General features: G+C 40.6%; 16 protein-coding genes. 3 read left to right on the top strand and 13 right to left on the bottom strand.

Annotated elements, in window-relative coordinates:
* Positions 1-26 precede the first annotated feature (26 nt).
* From ACYSNO_RS11685 to ACYSNO_RS11650, 8 genes are all read right to left on the bottom strand, one after another.
* Positions 27-575, bottom strand: a complete 549-nt coding sequence (locus ACYSNO_RS11685; RefSeq protein ID WP_461731258.1) for an ECF-type riboflavin transporter substrate-binding protein — start codon at positions 573-575, stop codon at positions 27-29.
* On the bottom strand, positions 572-1441 hold the full coding sequence (locus tag ACYSNO_RS11680) for an SAM hydrolase/SAM-dependent halogenase family protein (protein ID WP_461731257.1): 870 nt from the start codon (positions 1439-1441) through the stop codon (positions 572-574). Before ACYSNO_RS11680 ends, ACYSNO_RS11685 begins: the two co-directional genes overlap by 4 nt.
* Positions 1442-1597: 156 nt before the next feature.
* Positions 1598-2692: a glycerol dehydrogenase gene (locus ACYSNO_RS11675; RefSeq protein WP_461731256.1), complete on the bottom strand. Its 1095-nt coding sequence runs from the start codon at positions 2690-2692 to the stop codon at positions 1598-1600.
* Between the two features lie 11 nt (positions 2693-2703).
* Positions 2704-3006 carry a nucleotide pyrophosphohydrolase gene (locus ACYSNO_RS11670; RefSeq protein WP_461731255.1) on the bottom strand — a complete coding sequence of 101 codons (303 nt, stop codon included), beginning with the start codon at positions 3004-3006 and terminating at the stop codon, positions 2704-2706.
* Between the two features lie 170 nt (positions 3007-3176).
* Complete coding sequence (locus ACYSNO_RS11665; RefSeq protein WP_461731254.1) at positions 3177-4211, bottom strand: oxidoreductase; 1035 nt, start codon at positions 4209-4211, stop codon at positions 3177-3179.
* A gap of 19 nt (positions 4212-4230) precedes the next feature.
* Positions 4231-4794 carry an alpha/beta hydrolase gene (locus ACYSNO_RS11660; RefSeq protein ID WP_461731253.1) on the bottom strand — a complete coding sequence of 188 codons (564 nt, stop codon included), beginning with the start codon at positions 4792-4794 and terminating at the stop codon, positions 4231-4233.
* On the bottom strand, positions 4730-5242 hold the full coding sequence (locus ACYSNO_RS11655; protein ID WP_461731252.1) for an alpha/beta hydrolase: 513 nt from the start codon (positions 5240-5242) through the stop codon (positions 4730-4732). Before ACYSNO_RS11655 ends, ACYSNO_RS11660 begins: the two co-directional genes overlap by 65 nt.
* A 33-nt stretch (positions 5243-5275) precedes the next feature.
* Positions 5276-5821 carry a hypothetical protein gene (locus ACYSNO_RS11650; protein ID WP_461731251.1) on the bottom strand — a complete coding sequence of 182 codons (546 nt, stop codon included), beginning with the start codon at positions 5819-5821 and terminating at the stop codon, positions 5276-5278.
* Between the two features lie 118 nt (positions 5822-5939).
* On the opposite strand from ACYSNO_RS11650, the gene ACYSNO_RS11645 reads away from it, so the two are divergent.
* Entirely contained in the window at positions 5940-6905 is a 966-nt protein-coding gene (locus ACYSNO_RS11645; protein ID WP_461731250.1) for a phosphoglycerate dehydrogenase, read from the top strand.
* Positions 6906-7205: 300 nt separating this feature from the next.
* Here ACYSNO_RS11645 and ACYSNO_RS11640 read toward each other — a convergent pair whose 3' ends face one another.
* From ACYSNO_RS11640 to folE, 3 genes are all read right to left on the bottom strand, one after another.
* Complete coding sequence (locus ACYSNO_RS11640; protein ID WP_461731249.1) at positions 7206-8237, bottom strand: M42 family metallopeptidase; 1032 nt, start codon at positions 8235-8237, stop codon at positions 7206-7208.
* A 170-nt stretch (positions 8238-8407) separates the two neighbouring features.
* Positions 8408-9160, bottom strand: a complete 753-nt coding sequence (locus ACYSNO_RS11635) for an SDR family oxidoreductase (RefSeq protein ID WP_461731248.1) — start codon at positions 9158-9160, stop codon at positions 8408-8410.
* A gap of 32 nt (positions 9161-9192) precedes the next feature.
* Positions 9193-9780 (bottom strand): GTP cyclohydrolase I FolE, encoded by a 588-nt coding sequence (gene folE, locus ACYSNO_RS11630; protein WP_461731303.1) that lies wholly within the window; start codon positions 9778-9780, stop codon positions 9193-9195.
* A 277-nt stretch (positions 9781-10057) separates the two neighbouring features.
* On the opposite strand from folE, the gene ACYSNO_RS11625 reads away from it, so the two are divergent.
* Entirely contained in the window at positions 10058-11272 is a 1215-nt protein-coding gene (locus ACYSNO_RS11625) for an NAD(P)/FAD-dependent oxidoreductase (protein WP_461731247.1), read from the top strand.
* 85 nt (positions 11273-11357) lie between these two features.
* Here ACYSNO_RS11625 and ACYSNO_RS11620 read toward each other — a convergent pair whose 3' ends face one another.
* Positions 11358-11492, bottom strand: a complete 135-nt coding sequence (locus ACYSNO_RS11620) for a hypothetical protein (RefSeq protein WP_461731246.1) — start codon at positions 11490-11492, stop codon at positions 11358-11360.
* Positions 11493-11891: 399 nt separating this feature from the next.
* Here ACYSNO_RS11620 and nox point away from each other — a divergent pair, with 399 nt between their 5' ends.
* Positions 11892-13226 carry a H2O-forming NADH oxidase gene (nox, locus tag ACYSNO_RS11615; RefSeq protein ID WP_461731245.1) on the top strand — a complete coding sequence of 445 codons (1335 nt, stop codon included), beginning with the start codon at positions 11892-11894 and terminating at the stop codon, positions 13224-13226.
* 112 nt (positions 13227-13338) lie between these two features.
* Here the strand turns inward: nox and ACYSNO_RS11610 are convergent, their stop codons facing one another.
* Complete coding sequence (locus ACYSNO_RS11610) at positions 13339-15993, bottom strand: HAD-IC family P-type ATPase (RefSeq protein WP_461731244.1); 2655 nt, start codon at positions 15991-15993, stop codon at positions 13339-13341.
* Between the last annotated feature and the right edge of the window lie 551 nt (positions 15994-16544).

The raw sequence follows: 16544 nt of genomic DNA, 5'->3' as shown, positions 1-16544 counted from the left end.
TCTGTTCACTCGGCTATTCAGTCCATCTAATCTTTCTTTAAGCTACCTTGCTTCATTTGCGTAGCTGCATAAGCCTTCATTAATAGCGTGCCAATCACGCCAACAGCAAGAATATTTAATCCCGTAGAAATAAGTCCCTGAGTGTAGACTTTATTTGCTGGTTCACTATAGATCAAAACATCTAAGCTTGGTGCGATTAGACCCCAAACGACGGCATTTCCTACAATTTGATAAATATTAAAAGTAATGATTTCATTTTTACCGAAAACACCTTGTTTCAAGTCAATTTTACGACCTGCATAGCCATAAATCAAGCCTATTATTCCTGAACATACAATCCAGCTCCACCAAGCACTACCATATGTGGTAAAGTCTTTTAATGTATGTCCAATCAGACCAATCAATGCCCCGGCAACAGGTCCATAGATGACCGACATCAGAGCCAAGAAAGGATAAGACGTTTCTAGGTTCGTATTCGTAAAAATCGGAATCACAGCAAATCGTCCTAAAATCACAAAAACCGCTGAACCAATTCCGATTGCTACAATTGTCTTAACTGAAAGTTCCTTCTTCATTTTGTTTCCTCCTCAAAAATAATCTTCTTCGCTTTGCGCAACTCTAATTGCCAATCAATGCCCGTACCAATATGATAGAGATCCGAAAACGAATCTTGATTGACCGCAATTCCTATATTCACTAAAGAATTCACGTAAACTAAGGGTTCGCCAATCTGAACATCTGCAAAAGATTTCGCAAATTGCAGCAAGTTTTGATACACTTTTTTCCTTTGATGATAAATCGTCACTTGGAGTAAATCGCCATGGGCAATCTGTGCCTGCTTGAAAAAATCGAGTGGAATATTCGTCCATAGCGAACCAAAACGCACGTCTAAGACATCGATGCTCCCCGTTAAGCGATTCTTTTCAATTTTTGCTTCTTCAATTTCCAACATTTCAATGCTCTCAATTCCAATGACTGCACCAAGAGTCTCAAAAGTAATCTCCCCACTTGCTAAACGCGCGCCATTGTAGGCATAAATATCTCGACCGTGGAAAGTATGACTTTCTTCTGAATGCGGCAAACGACTCGTCACTTCATCAATTTCACGGATTTCCTCAATGCCATCATAGTGATGGATATGCGTCAACGTCCCGTTATCCGGCGTAATAATATAATGTCCTGACTGCGTTTTACAGACAATACTACGACGCGTGCTACCCACCCCTGGGTCAACAACCGAGACAAAGACTGTTCCTTTGGGCCAATATTTGACAGTTTGATACAAGCGATACGATGCCACCCAAATATCATACGGAGGAATCTCATGCGTGAGATCGCTAATCGCGATGTCACTGCTCACCATGCGAGCGACACCATGCATGGCACTAACCGCTCCATCCCCTAAGCCAAAGTCTGTTTGTAAGACTAAATATTTCCCCATACCAACTTTCACCTCTCCTTTTCATTTTCCTCTCATCATTTTACAATCTTTGTTATAAAAAAACAATGAGAATCATTGAAGAGGTGAAAAGAATCAACCTTTCGTTCGTTTTTTATCCTTGTTCATTTGTGAGATTGCTATCAAATATTCCTTATATCATGACAAAACTTTCACATACCGATCAACCGCAAGTAAGCCAGCAACTACTTCTTCCGCTGTAAAAACGCGTCCCATCTGTTGGCTTGATTGGTTTTCGTTGGTCGCGACCACGCCAATCTGGAATAATTCTTCCTTTGAAGTCTTGGATAACTGCATTTCTTCTAAAGTCGTAGGTAGGCCTAACTCTTGATAAAACTGAATGTAACGATTTAGTTCTTCCCTTGGTGCGTTTTCAATCATTAGTTGCGTGAGGGTTCCATAAGCGACTTTTTCCCCATGACTTAAAGTGTGGATGTCCCCTTGGAGTGTGGAAAAACCATTGTGAATCCCGTGTGCAATTGATAATCCGCAACTTTCAAACCCCAAGCCACTGAGAAGGGTATTGGCTTCCACCACTGCTTCAAAAGCTGCCGTCACAACCTTCGCTTCGTTCGCAACCATCGCCTTCAAACCATTTTCAAAGAGGATTTCCTCACATTTTTGGGCAATCGCTTGAGCAGCAAGCGTTGGTAAGCCCCCTATCAACATTTTTCCAGCATGTTGAATAATCGAGCGGCCTTCCACCCATGTTGCTAAAGCATCTGCAATGCCACCTGCTAATAATTTGGCAGGTGCTTGGCAAATAAGCTGCGTGTCTACTAAGACGAGCTCTGGATTTTTTTTATAAAAAACATATTTTTCAAACACTCCCTCATCTGAATACATAACGGAAATCCTTGAAGTTGGTGCATCCGTTGAAGCCGTCGTTGGTAAAATAGCCACCGAAACTTCCAGTTGATCACTGATACCTTTTGCTACATCTAACGTTTTTCCCCCACCTAAACCAATAACTAAATCACAATAATTTTCTGCGCCCAGTTGGCTGACTCGCTGGATTTCATGCACGGAAGATTCACCATGAAAAAAAACGAGTAAGACAAATAGTCCTTGATTTTCTAAAGCTTTTTGTAATTTTTCTCCGGCGAGGCGATAAACAAACGCATCACATAGTAATAAAGCCCTTTGACCGAGTACCGTCAAATGATGCAAGCCGGTCTCTAAAGCATTTTTCCCCTGCACATATTTTCCTGGGCTAACAAAAATTTTTTCCATAAAAAGACCTCCTAATCTTTCTTTACTGGATATTTTTGTGCATTTTTCATTAGTTTTTCGGCAATGATTTCATCAATATCTAAGTTTAAATTATCCGCAATCATATACGAATAAATTAAAACATCTGCCAGTTCTTCTTTCACTCGTTCTAAGTTTGCTGTCCCTTCTTCTGGGGTTTTCCATTGGAACAGCTCTAGTAACTCACTAGCTTCGAGCGTCACCGAAATAGCCAAGTCTTTTTCGTTGTGAAAGGGTCGCCAATTACGAGCATCGCGGAATTCATTAATTTTTTGCATTGAGGTTTTTTTAGTCATTGAGAAGCTCCTTTACTTTGTTTGATAATTGTATCGTATCATAATTCACAATTAAAAAAAGGGCAGCGTGCTTCCACTCCTCCCTTTCCTAATGAATTTTCTGCATCAGTCGATGACAAATCAGATGACTACTGCTGAAAAAATTCTTTTCTTTTTACTTTTCAGAACCCCTACCCCTGTCCTCTGAGATACGAATGATTAAAGACTTTAAACGCTTGATCGTGCAATTGCTGTGCGGCATCCGCTAGCCAATTCGTATTTCTCAATAGTCCTCGGCCAATCGCAACTAAATCTGTTTGCTTCGTTTGTAATAAGTGTTCGCACAGACCTGGGTTATCAAGCATGCCGACTGCGGTTACAGGAATCGTCACTGCTTCTTTCATTGCTGTCGCATAAGGTACTTGGTAGCCTGGATAAACGGGGATATCTGGCTGACGATCCAGTAAGCCGCCTGTCGAAACATCGATACAATCAATCCCATCTGCTTCTAGCCAACGTCCGATTTCTTGCCACTCAGCCAAGTTGTTTTGCTGATTCGCTGTCGTATAATCTGTCAAAGATAGACGAATCCATAAAGACCCCGAATAAAAACTGCGAATTTCTTGGATGATTTCTTTGACAAAACGGTAACGATTTTCTAAACTGCCGCCATACTCATCGGTTCGTTGATTCGTAGTTGGTGATAAAAATTCTGCCATTAAGTACCCATGAGCGCCATGAAGTTCAACCATATCAACGCCTGCTTTGATTGCTCGCTTCGTTGCCGTGATAAACGCTTGCTGTGTTTGCTGAATATCGAATATCGTCATCTCTTTTGGTGTTTTATAGGCTTCACTAAAAGCGATCGGACTAGGAGCAATCGGCTGCACCGCATCCTTGGCTTTACGGCCACCATGATTTAGTTGGATGCCAACTTTGGCTCCTAGAAAATGAAGATGCTCAACCAATTCACCTAATTGTTGACCTTGTTCTTCATTCCATAAACCTAAATCTTGATCGGTTAAACGACCATCTGGCTGGACGGCACTTGCTTCAATAATAATCAGTCCCACTTGGCTAATCGCCCGTGCACCGTAATGAGCCATATGAAACGGGGTTAAGACACCATCTTTTTGATGGACTTCATACATACACATTGGAGGCAAAACAACCCGGTTTTTCAATTCTAATTGTGCAATTTTCACTGGTGACAATAATAATGACATCTTCTTCCCTCTTTCTTTTTTATTGATACTGTTTGATAAAGTCAATGGTTTGTTGATAAGCTTGTTTGGCTTCTGGTAAGGCATAATTAAATTGATATTCATGCAGGATTCTTTTTTGATTCGACTGAAAAAAAAGAGTCGTCACAGGAACTTTTAGTTGTTTTAGGCGTTTGGCGAACAACAGGCCTTGCTGAGAAAACGAAAAAGTATTCCCGTCTGTCAAGTAAGTGGAGACAAAATCGTTCGTCACGTGGGCAACCAAGTGCACCTCTTCAAGTACTCGATTCTTGCGCCATTTTCGTGTACCAGTAAGTGCATGACCAATCATTTGAAAAAACAGGTGCATCACCCAATTGCTTGTTGGACTTTTAGTGGCTTGCTTTAAATCTAAAACGCCACAATAAGACACCACGCCACGTGGATGTGTTGGGGGAATTTTGGGCTGCAACTTTAATTGATTGGCATATCTCCCATTCGTTTGCAGTATGCCGTATTGTAAGGCGATTTGCGCACCTGCACTATCGCCACCTAAAAAAAAACGCGTGGTATCCAAACATGGCGTATGGATTCGATTGACTGACAAGCGCTTGATACAGCTCGTCTAATTGTCGCAGGAGGGTCGGATAATACGCATTCAGTGCCAGTGCGTAATTCATGGCAACTACCCCCATCTGAGCATCCGCGGCAAGACGTGTGGCAAATTCTTCTATCTGAGACTTATCGCCACCAATAAATCCTCCGCCATGCACCCAAATGATGAGAGGGACGGGAGCATGAATCCCTTTTGGCATATAGAGGTCAAAGGTGTTTTGCGGCGCAGCGGAGGGATAGTGCTTTTCCTTCAATTGATGAACGCGCGCAGCAGCGACTTGATAAGCCACTTCATCTGTTGGCCCTTTTGTAGTTGAAAAGAAAGGTCTGATCAGAAAAAGACCAAATTTTGGAACCACATAAACCAATAGGATCAGACTCCCTACAAATAAAAACAAGAAAAGAATAAAAATAAAGAAAAACCAACGAATGTTTGGCATGAAATCCCTTCTTTCGATCGAGTGCGTCCATTATCATTCATAAACATCGCCCATACTGCCATCAATATCGACGAAATAACGACTCTGATTGTGACGGTCATAGTAGACTTTCACGCCATCAATAAGAAGTGGGCGTGGATCGTAGCGCAAAATTCGACTTTTAAAGCGAAACGACCGTCCTTTTTGATCCGTATAGATACAAGTGACATACAATTTATATTGATGATTCACCTGGATCGAAGAATAAGCCACATCAAATTGTTGGCAAAGGACCATTTTCCCATTTTGTTTCAATTCTTGCGCTTGTTTTTCTTTTCTCTTTTGTAACGCCATCACACTGACACCACTAATCACTAAAATAAAAGCAGGTAAGCCAAACGCCGCTAGAAAAATCAAACGAAAATGGCGCAGCCCTTCCAACTGATGTGCCGGTGCCTCCCCTTTGATTTGATCCGTCATCGAATGAAAATCAAGTGGCAACCACTGCATTCCAAAAGCAATACTTGAAAAAATGATTCCTAAAATAAGGAGCAAAATTCCTAGCCAAGCCCACGAATAATAGACACTTTTCTTTCGCATCGTTCTCCCCCTTTCTCAGATTTCCTCAACTTTTCATTCATTTTACCACAGTCAATGATTTTCTACTTCTTTCATAATTTGTTACACTAAGAGTATCAAAGAATAAAGGAGCGTATCGATGAACAAAAAAATCATTTATATCGTCCAAGAATTACACGCGGAACATCAAGCGTCCTTGCAACAAATTGCGCCTAACTATACCTTTCGCAATGCAGAACAGCCCCCAACGACTGAGGAACTCCCTTTTGTTGAGGTGATGCTTGGTTGGGATCCTATACTCGGGAAAGAAATTCTCGCACTCGAACAAAGTCCACTCAAATGGATCCAAGCCAATAGTGCTGGAGTCGACTATCTCGATCTGAGAAAATTAGAAGAAAAAGGCATTTTCCTCAGCAATATGAGCGGCATTCATGCAATCCCGATTGCAGAATCTGTTCTCGCGATGCTTCTGGCTCGGTTTCGTGGTATCCAAACAGCCATCCAAGCGCAGGAAAAAAAAGTCTGGTTACCACATACCGACGTTCCTTATGACGAATTAGCTGGCAAAAAAATGCTGGTCATCGGTGCTGGTAAAATTGGCCAACGTTTAGCACTCGTCTCAGAAGGTCTAGGAATGGAAGTCGCTGGAGTCAATCGTAGTGGACGACAATTCGAGCATTTCTCGGCCGTTTATAAACAAAGTGAGCTATTCGAGCACTTGCCAAATTTTGATATCATTGTAAATATCTTGCCCTTAACCAAAGAAACCAAATACTTTTACAATGATGCTTTCTTTGAAAAAATCAAACCTGGCGCAAGTTTTATTAACGTCGGCCGTGGCCCAAGTGTTGACACCGCTGCATTAATTCGAGCCTTAGAAAGCAAAAAACTTGGATTTGCTGGATTAGACGTTTTTGAAGAAGAGCCATTGACTCCAGACAGTCCCCTTTGGACGAGACCCGATGTCCTCATTACGCCACATATTTCTGGACTCGTGCGTCACTTCCAAAAAAATATTATGACCATTTATAGTGAGAATCTAAAAAGCTATGTTGAAACAGCAAGCTTGGCACGTAACCAAGTCGATTTAACCACAGGTTATTAAAAAGAACCACTTCCATTTTTGGAGGTGGCTCTTTTCTTCAATTGCAAAAAAACAAAGGCATTCGTTTTAAGGACTTTCTCATTTGATTGCTAATGCATAATTATACAAAACACTTGTGAATAGTCTTTCAAATCCTCTGCTTTTTTCCTTCATACGAACAGTTAGTGATGACGAAATTCTCATTCTTTTTAGCTCCACTCGAAAGTTATCCACTGTGGAAAACGACACCTTTTTCCAATGCTCAACTTATCCACAAAAAAAGAACGACAAGTTTTCCCTCATCGCTCCTTTCATTCAAATCTAAATCATGTCACTAAATAAGTAGTTCTCAACCAAGCGGTAAGTCGCTTCAATCGACTCACGATGGGTCCGTTCATAAGCATGGCTTGCTTCAATTCCTGCACCAATTAACCCATGTTTCACATCTGCTCCGGCACGCATCGCCGCCGAGGCATCACTGCCATAAAACGGGTAAATATCTAATTTAAATGGAATTTCATTGGCTTTACATAAAGCAACAAAGTGATTACGCAACCCTAGATGATAAGGACCCGAGCCATCTTTGACGCAAATGGAGACCGTGTATTCATCGGTTTGCTGGTCATCCCCCATCGCTCCCATATCGACCGCGACATATTCAACCACTTTTTCATCGATGTTCGAGTTGCCACCATAGCCAATTTCTTCATTATTAGAAAAAAAGAAACAAGTCGTATAAGGCAATTCCAACGCAGATTCTTTGATTTTTTCTAAGAAAGTCAGTAAAATCGCCGCACTGACCTTATCATCTAAATGCCGTGATTTAATAAACCCATTCGCTGTAATTTCCGTGCGTGGATCAAAACTAATAAAATCACCCACTTCAATTCCTAAAGCTCGTGTTTCTTCTTCATTTGTTACTTTCTCATCCAAACGAATTTCCATATTTGTTTGATTGCGTTCCGCTGTTCCGGCATCTTGATACACATGGACACTCGTTTGATGCATGAGAATCGTACCTGTAATTTCTTTGCCGTCTTGCGTATAAACGGTACAATACTCCCCTTCAATCGCGTTGTAACGAAAACCACCAATCAAATCCATTTTCAAGCGTCCGTCCGGTTTCACTGCACGAACAATGGCGCCTAAGGTATCAATATGGGCCGTAATAAAACGTTGCTGCTTCGTGTTTTTTCCCGGAACCGTGACGATTAAACTTCCTTTACGATTAATCTGTGGTTCATAGCCCACCGCTGTTAATTTTTTCGATAAAAATTCAACAATGGTTTCGGTAAATCCCGTGGGTGAGGGAATGGTTGTCAATTCTTTTGTTAACTCCAATAAATACTCCATGAAATCGCTCCTTTAATCATGCTTCGTTTATTATAACTGAAATCTAAAAAAGTAACTAGCCAGATGGCGATTCACTGCTTACTTTTCCTATGCTTCGTAAGTAGCGAATCGCCAAGCAATCAAAAAGCACGGCTTCCGGAATAACCCACGCGAAGCCTCTTTGCATTTTTTTATTGATTGCGCTTGGCTAAAATATCACGGCCCCCGGTTACTTCAATGATGGTACCGGAAATTTTGTCTGAATCATTTTCACATAAAAAGGCAATCGTTCGCGCGATATCTTCCCCAACTTCTGGTCGAGGTTGTTGCTGTTTGACCGCCGAAATCGTTGCTTCCTTCATGCCGCCGACAATATCACCTGGGCAAACCATGTTCATCGTAATTTGATTGGGTGCTTCTTCTAAAGCCAATGTTCGCATCAAGGAAGCCAAACCACTTTTAGCCGCCGCATAAGCAGCGCGATGTTTCCAGGCAGGCGCTTGGCCGACTCGGTCAAAGCCCAAAAAGACGACGCGCCCCCACTGCGCCGTTTGCATTGCAGGTAAGGTCGCCTTTAAAAGATAAAACGCACTATCTAAATTCCCAGCAATCATACGGTGCCATTCATCGAAATCATAGGCACTGAGCGTTTTTTTCTCACCTACAAACGGTCCCGCATTATGCACTAAAATCGCAATGGCACCTAATTGTGTTTCAATTTCTGCCACAACACGAGCGACATCCTCTGCCTTTCCCATGTCACCTTGAACAGCAAGCGCCTGAACGCCATATTCTTTTTGCAAATAAGCTACGGTCGCTTGGGCCTCTGACTGACTATGCACATAGTTTATCGCCACGTGCGCCCCTTTTTTGGCTAGGGCAATTGCCGTCATTTTCCCCAAACCTGTCGCACTACCGGTCACAAATGCCACTTTGTCTTTCATTTCACTTGTCCCCTTTCACGATTTTTACTCGTTTAGTTTTTAATGAGCGATAAAAATTCTGCCCGAGAGTCAGCTTCTTCTTTAAAAATCCCTCGCACAGCAGACGTTGTCGTCATGGCACTGGATTTCTTTATTCCCCGACTACACATACACATGTGTTTTGCTTCAATCACAACCATCGTTCCCGCTGGTGTCAACACTTCTTCCAAGGCATCTGCGATTTGTGCCGTCAAACGTTCTTGCACTTGAAAGCGACGTGCATATCCTTCCACCATACGCGCAATTTTTGACAAACCGGTAACTTTTCCATTGGGAATGTACCCCACATGTGCGACGCCAAAAAAAGGAGCAAAATGATGCTCACACATCGAATAAAACTCAATTTCTTTGACAAGGACTAACTCTCGATGAGGAACATCAAATACTTTTTCTAAATGTTGTTTTGGTTCTTCTCGGTAACCTTCTGTATATTCTAAAAAGGCTTTGACAAAACGATACGGACTTTCAATTACGCCACCACGTTCCGAATCATCCCCACAAAAACGGATTAACGTTCGTACGGCTTCCTCTAATTGCCCCATTTCAGCTAATTTTTCTGTTAAGGCTTGTGGGTTTTCCATTAATTCGGGAAAATGGTTCAATAATAACTGTTTCTCGCGTTTGCTTTCATCCATGTTCTTCACCTTCCGTTAACTTATTTTCCAAACGAAGCACTCGCGCACCACGTTACTCTTTCAGTATAGAAAGCTTCGGCTAATAATACAAATTTTTGATATTTTCTTTATCATTTGATATAAAAGATGACAAACACTTTACGTGATTATTCACGAACTGACGCGTATAATAAAAGAAGCAAGATCGTTTTACCCATTATTTCATTAAAAGGAGCGAATTCAAATGAATGAACACATTGTCATTATTGGTGCCTCCATTACTGGTTTTCACACCGCAAAAGCATTGCGTCAAGAAGGATACACAGGCGCCATCACCTTAATCGATCAACAAGCAACGTTACCCTATGATCTACCCCCATTGTCTAAAGAATGGTTACACGATAAAGAACAATTCACGCCACCACTTTTAGCACCTGAGACCTACTATCTCGAGCAAAAGATTCAATTAAAACTTCAAACAACCATTACTCGCATTCAGCCAGAAACAAAAACCATCCAAACCGACCAAGGAGAAACCATCGCCTATGATCGTTTAGTATTAGCCATCGGTTCCACTTTGCGCACGCTCGAAGCACCAGGCGTTGATGCCCAAGGAATTTTTTACTTGCGCGATTTTGATAGCGCCCTTAAAATCAAAGAGCAAGCACAAAAATCCCAAGAAATCGTCATCATTGGTGCAGGATTTATCGGCCTCGAACTCGCGGCCACTCTCTCACAGTTTGGCCGAAACATCACGGTGATTGAGCATGCCTCCTATCCTTTAGGGCGTATTTTAGGCGAAGCCGCTTCCGGTTATTTCACCAAAATGCATCAGGCACACGGTGTCACCCTCCTCACCAATGAAGATTTAAAAGCATTCACCAAAGACGAAGCTGGCAACGTCACCGGCGCCGTCACAGCTAGCGGACGTGTCATTCCTTGTCAGATGGTTATTATCGGCATTGGCGTTCTTCCAAATACATCCTTGTCCCATCCTGATCTACAAGTCGAACGCGGCATTGTCGTCAATGAATACGGCGAGACATCGATTCCCGATATTTACGCTGCCGGTGACTGTACCGTATGGCCTTACCAAGGAGAACGCATCCATGTCGAACATTGGGAACACGCCCGTGCCCATGGTCGAGCAGTTGCCAAGAACTTAATTACCCCTAAGAGTCACCCCTATAAGGTTCGGCCTTATTTCTGGACCGACGAATATGATCAAACCTTTGAATATTTAGGCCACGCACTCACTTGGGAGCAAATACTGGTCCGTGGCTCTTTAGAAGAACGTACCTTCACACTTGCCTATGTCGATGCTGACAATTATCCCCTTGCCATCTTCTTTGCAAACGAAGGGGAACCACGCAAAGAGGTCGCTGCTTTTATGGATCAAAATCGGCCACTCGACGTCGAAAAATTCACAGATCCAACTATCCCTTTTAGTCAATTTTAAAAGAGGAAAACAAAATCCCAGAGGTTGCATGTACCGCAACCTCTGGGATTTTATTCATAAAAAATTCCCCTACCAGGAAGTTTCTTTATTTATTGAAAATCTTTGGACCTTTTCGCATATTTCTACGATCATTTTTTGGTGCAGCCATTTCTTTTGAACGGCCTCCACCTTGTCTTTTTTGAATAATTTCTAACATTTTTTCTTTTGGCGTTTTTGGCATTCATCCCACCACCCTTACTCGATTTCGATTTCCTCGTAAATCATACATGATATTCGTCCTGTGAACAAATAAAACTTGCTAATTTTCGCCATATTTTCATCCATTTTACCAAAATATAAAAAACAAAACGAAGCACCTTCACCCTTTCTTTTGTTTAAGGAACAAAAGTGACAAGCCTCTAAATGATTTCACACAATTATATAACGATTTATATTTAATTATTATTCAACAAAAAATATTTTGTTTGTTTTTAACGGTGTGAAATAGCTAAAAATGAAATTATTTTATTTTTTATAAATTTCCTTCTTCTATCTCATATTCCTTTGAATTACAATTGTTTTTCATTTATGATAGCTTTGAGTTTTTAAAAAAGATGAAAAAGATAGGAGTGCTTCATTCATGAGCAAAATTTTATTAATTGGTGCTAACCATGCAGGAATTGCCGCAGCAAATACCATTTTGGATCACTACCCGAACAATGAATTAACCATCATCGATCGCAACACAAATCTAAGTTACTTAGGTTGTGGGACCGCTCTTTGGGTCGGTCGCCAAATTGATTCGTATGAACATTTGTTTTATACAAACAAAGACGCTTTTGAAGCAAAAGGCGCGCGAATTTTAATGGAAACAACCGTTGAGTCCATTGATTTTGATAAAAAAACCGTCACAGCAAAAACAAAAGCAGGCGAAACCATCGAAGAAACCTACGACAAACTAATTCTAGCAACAGGGTCCGCCCCTATCGCTCCTAATTTGAAAGGAACAGATTTAGCCAACGTTCAATTTGTGAAATTATTTCAAGATTCTCAAGTTGCAGATGCCGCACTCGACAATCCCAATATTAAAGAAGTTGCAGTAATTGGTGCCGGCTACATCGGGGTAGAAATGGCCGAGGCGATTCAACGACGCGGTAAAAATGTGCGCTTATTCGACGCAGCCGACACTTGTCTTAGCACTTACTACGATCCATGGTTTACAAAAGACATGGATGAGGTCTTAAAAGAAAATGGTATCCAAACACATTACGATGAACAAGTCAGCGAATTTGTTGGTGAAAATGGCAAAGTAACCGAACTTGTTACTAACAAAGGCACCTATAAAGCTGATTTAGTCATTATGGCCATTGGTTTCACACCAAACAACCAACTAGGAAAAGAGCACTTAGCAACATTTAAAAACGGCGCTTACCTTGTCAACTTAAAACAAGAAACCAGCTTACCTGACGTCTACGCTGTTGGCGATTGTGCAACCATTTATAGTAACGCAACGGAAGAAACCACTTATATTGCCCTGGCAACAAATGCTGTGCGTAGTGGAATTGTCGCAGGACACAACGTTTGTGGTACACCATTAGAATCCATCGGCGTTCAAGGTTCAAACGGCATTTCGATTTATGGTTACAACATGGTCTCTACCGGATTAAATGTCGCAGCAGCTAAAAAAGCCGGTTACGATGTCAAATATACCGAATTTGAAGACTTACAAAAACCAGGCTTCATTAAAGAAAACGGCAAAGTAAAAATCCGAATTGTCTATGATGGCAAAACCCGTCGTGTCCTTGGTGCTCAAATTGCCTCAACGGAAGACATTTCAATGGGTATTCACATGTTCTCATTAGCGATTGAAGAAAAAGTAACGATTGATAAATTAAAGTTATTAGACATCTTCTTCTTACCACACTTCAATCAGCCTTATAACTACATTACCATGGCCGCCTTGTCAGCGGAATAATTCAAATTTAAACAGGCGTCACAACTCCGAGTGAATTCTTCGGTGTCGTGACGCCTGTATTTGTCTAAAATGAAAGACACTCACTACTTCTAAGCATGAATAAAACTGCCTTTTAATGGAATCTTGGTTTAAAGAATTTGATGACCTCAGAAACCACTAAGATCAAGAGTCCCGAAACAAACGAAATAATCCATCCCATCATAGAAATACTATCTGTTTGGAAGGCTCTTTGCATGAATGGAACATAGGTTAACAACAGCTGCAAAATAAGCATGACGCCAATAATAATAAAGGCCATTTTATTCGTAAAGAATGCTTTCGACATGGCTGGCTTCGATGTTCGAATATTAAATAAATAGAAGATCTTACTCATAACTAAAATATTAATCATCAAAGTGCTCGATAAAGCTTGACTTAACCCTTGAGCCAAGAACCATTCATAGGCAACTAAACTCAGACCCGCCATTAAAATAGATACGATTGCCATTTGGATGATATCCATTCTGCTTAATAACTGACCATTCGATTGACGTGGTTTTTTATCCATGATACCTGATTCTGCAGGTTCAAAGATAAAGGCAAATTGTATGGTGATGGCCGATACCATATTAATCCAGAGTAACTGAGTTGGTTGTAAGGGCATTTCTTTTTGCATCAAAATCGTCAATCCAATAATCAACCCTTCAGCAAACGAAGTGGGTAACAAGAACAAAATACTCTTCTTGATATTATCATAAATACGACGCCCTTCTTTAATTGCGATTGCCATTGTGCCAAAGTTATCATCTGCCAAAATCATATCTGCAGAATCTTTAGCGACATCGGTTCCTTTTATCCCCATCGCTACTCCAATATCCGCTTTTTTAAGTGCAGGAGCATCGTTTACTCCATCACCTGTCATAGCTGTAACTAGCCCATTTTCTTGTAAGGCCTCTACAATTTCCAGTTTATTTTTAGGAGTCGTTCTTGCAAATACCTGATGGTCTATTACTGCGTTAGAAAAATCTTCTTTTGACATGCTGTCTAGTTCAGGTCCTGTAATCACACGAATCACAGGTGCCAAGCCTAAAGTTTCACCAATTGTTTTTGCAGTAACCGGGTGATCTCCGGTAATCATTTTAACTGCTACACCCGCTCGATTCATCTGTCTTAAAGCATCAATGACTTCTTCACGTGGTGGATCAATAATCCCCGCTAATCCTAGTAACTGTATACCCGATTCTAACAATTCATGAGTAATCGTCGTATTTTTTTTATCAACGAGTTGATAACCAACCGCTACCACACGTTGCCCTTCTGAAGATAATTGTTCGACATAATTTCCCCAGTATCCTTCATCGAATGCACGCATGCCATTTTTAGCCATTGGAAATAACTTATCTGGTGAACCTTTAATAAAAAGATAACGTTGACCATGCTTATTTTCTACCAATTTCGCCATGTATCGATAATCAGAATCAAAGGGTAACATATCAATTTCTACATAGTTTGGCTTTTCTTTTTTCGAAATTATCTTGTGATATAAGGTCAAGAATGCTCCGTCTGTCGGCTCCCCGTTGATTATCCAGTTCTCTTCTTCATTAATTAAAATCGTATCATTTGCTTCATATCCCGATTCTAAAAACAACTTCATTTCATCTGTAAGAGGGGCTTCCTTCCCTTCAATTAAAACCTTTCCTTCAGGTGCATACCCATCTCCTGTGATGTCATAAATCGCATTTTTTAAAATCATTTTCTTAACAGTCATTTCATTTTTAGTCAACGTGCCCGTTTTATCTGTTGCAATCACATTTACTGAACCCAGTGTTTCAACTGCCGGAAGGGTTTTAACAATGGTATTCTTTGTTTTTGCCATATCATTTACACCCATCGCTAAAACCACAGAAGTCGTTGCTGGAAGCCCTTCAGGAATCGAACCTACAATCATGGTAATCACAGCTAGTGACAAGACTGATAAGGAATACGTTTCTAGCACCAAACTAAATATAAACAGGGCAATTGCGATTCCTATAATCACATAGGTAATTCCTTTGCCTAAATGATCAATCTCTTTCATTAACGGTGTTTTGCGATGCGCTGTCTTATTTACTTCTTGAGAAATCTTACCAATTTCCGTATTCTCACCAATTGCAATGACAATCCCCATCGCGCTACCATTCGTTACTGAAGTGGAAGCGAATGCTAAATTCGTACGTTCGGCTAAAGGTCGATTCTCATCACTTAACGCATCTTCTGTCTTTGCAATTGAATCCGCTTCACCAGTCAAAGCAGATTCTTGAATTCTTAAGTTGTCCGCCTCAATTATTCGCAAATCAGCGGGTACATTATCACCCGCTTCTAAGAAAACCACATCTCCAACGACTAAGTCTTCGCTTGGGATATCCTGACGCAAACCATCACGATAGACGGTCGCTTCAGAAGTTAGCATGGCTTTTATTTTTTCCAACGCATCCGAAGCACTCGCTTCTTGGTAATAGCCAATCAGTGCATTAATTATTACCACCAAACCTATAATAATAGCATCGGATACGTGCCCCATAAACAATGTTAATAAAGCAGAGCCCATTAGAATATAAATAATCATATTATGAAACTGCCTTAATAACATCGTCCACTTAGAAGTTCGCTCACTCTTTAATTCATTTTTACCATCCCGATTTAATTTCTTTTCTACATTTTTACTTGTTTGACCAATTTCTAGAGCTTCTAATTCATATTTTTCTAGTAATTCCTTCGTAGTCAATAAGTAATCTTGTTTATCATTCATCAATTTTTATTCTTCTCCTCATTATCTAAATAATTATACACAAATAGGACCTCTTAATATTTAACAGGTCTCGGTCTGGTTCCTATTTACATAATAAGATAGTGAGTCATCTTCTGATGCTCGTCACTGTCGCTGTCCATTTCGTCTCTCCCCTACAATTTAGTAACAATAATATACAAAACTTTAAGTGAAGCGTCAAATGATTTTTATAAAACGGATGTTTTCTTAATCTTTTCTTCGAAGTGACAGTCTTCACAATTTTTCTTTTTACACTTCTGAATTTCAAATGATCGATTTCTTCGTTATTTAAGACAAGAAACACTACCATCTAAGCAATACCTAGTCATTCGTTCACTTGAAAATACCGTCAATATCACTTAGAGGTACGTATACATAGGTAGCGAAATCCTTATCCAAAGATCAAAATCGAGTAGGAGAATAATCATTAAATGATTATTCGTCCTCTCACACCACCGTACGTACGGTTCCGTATACGGCGGTTCAACTTTACATCACGTGTACTTTTTGGTATTGTTTAACTGAAAAGAGTA

It is taken from the genome of Enterococcus sp. LJL98, from assembly GCF_054871745.1.
Note: the sequence above shows the minus strand (reverse complement) of the source record. Positions and strands in the feature narration are given on the sequence as shown.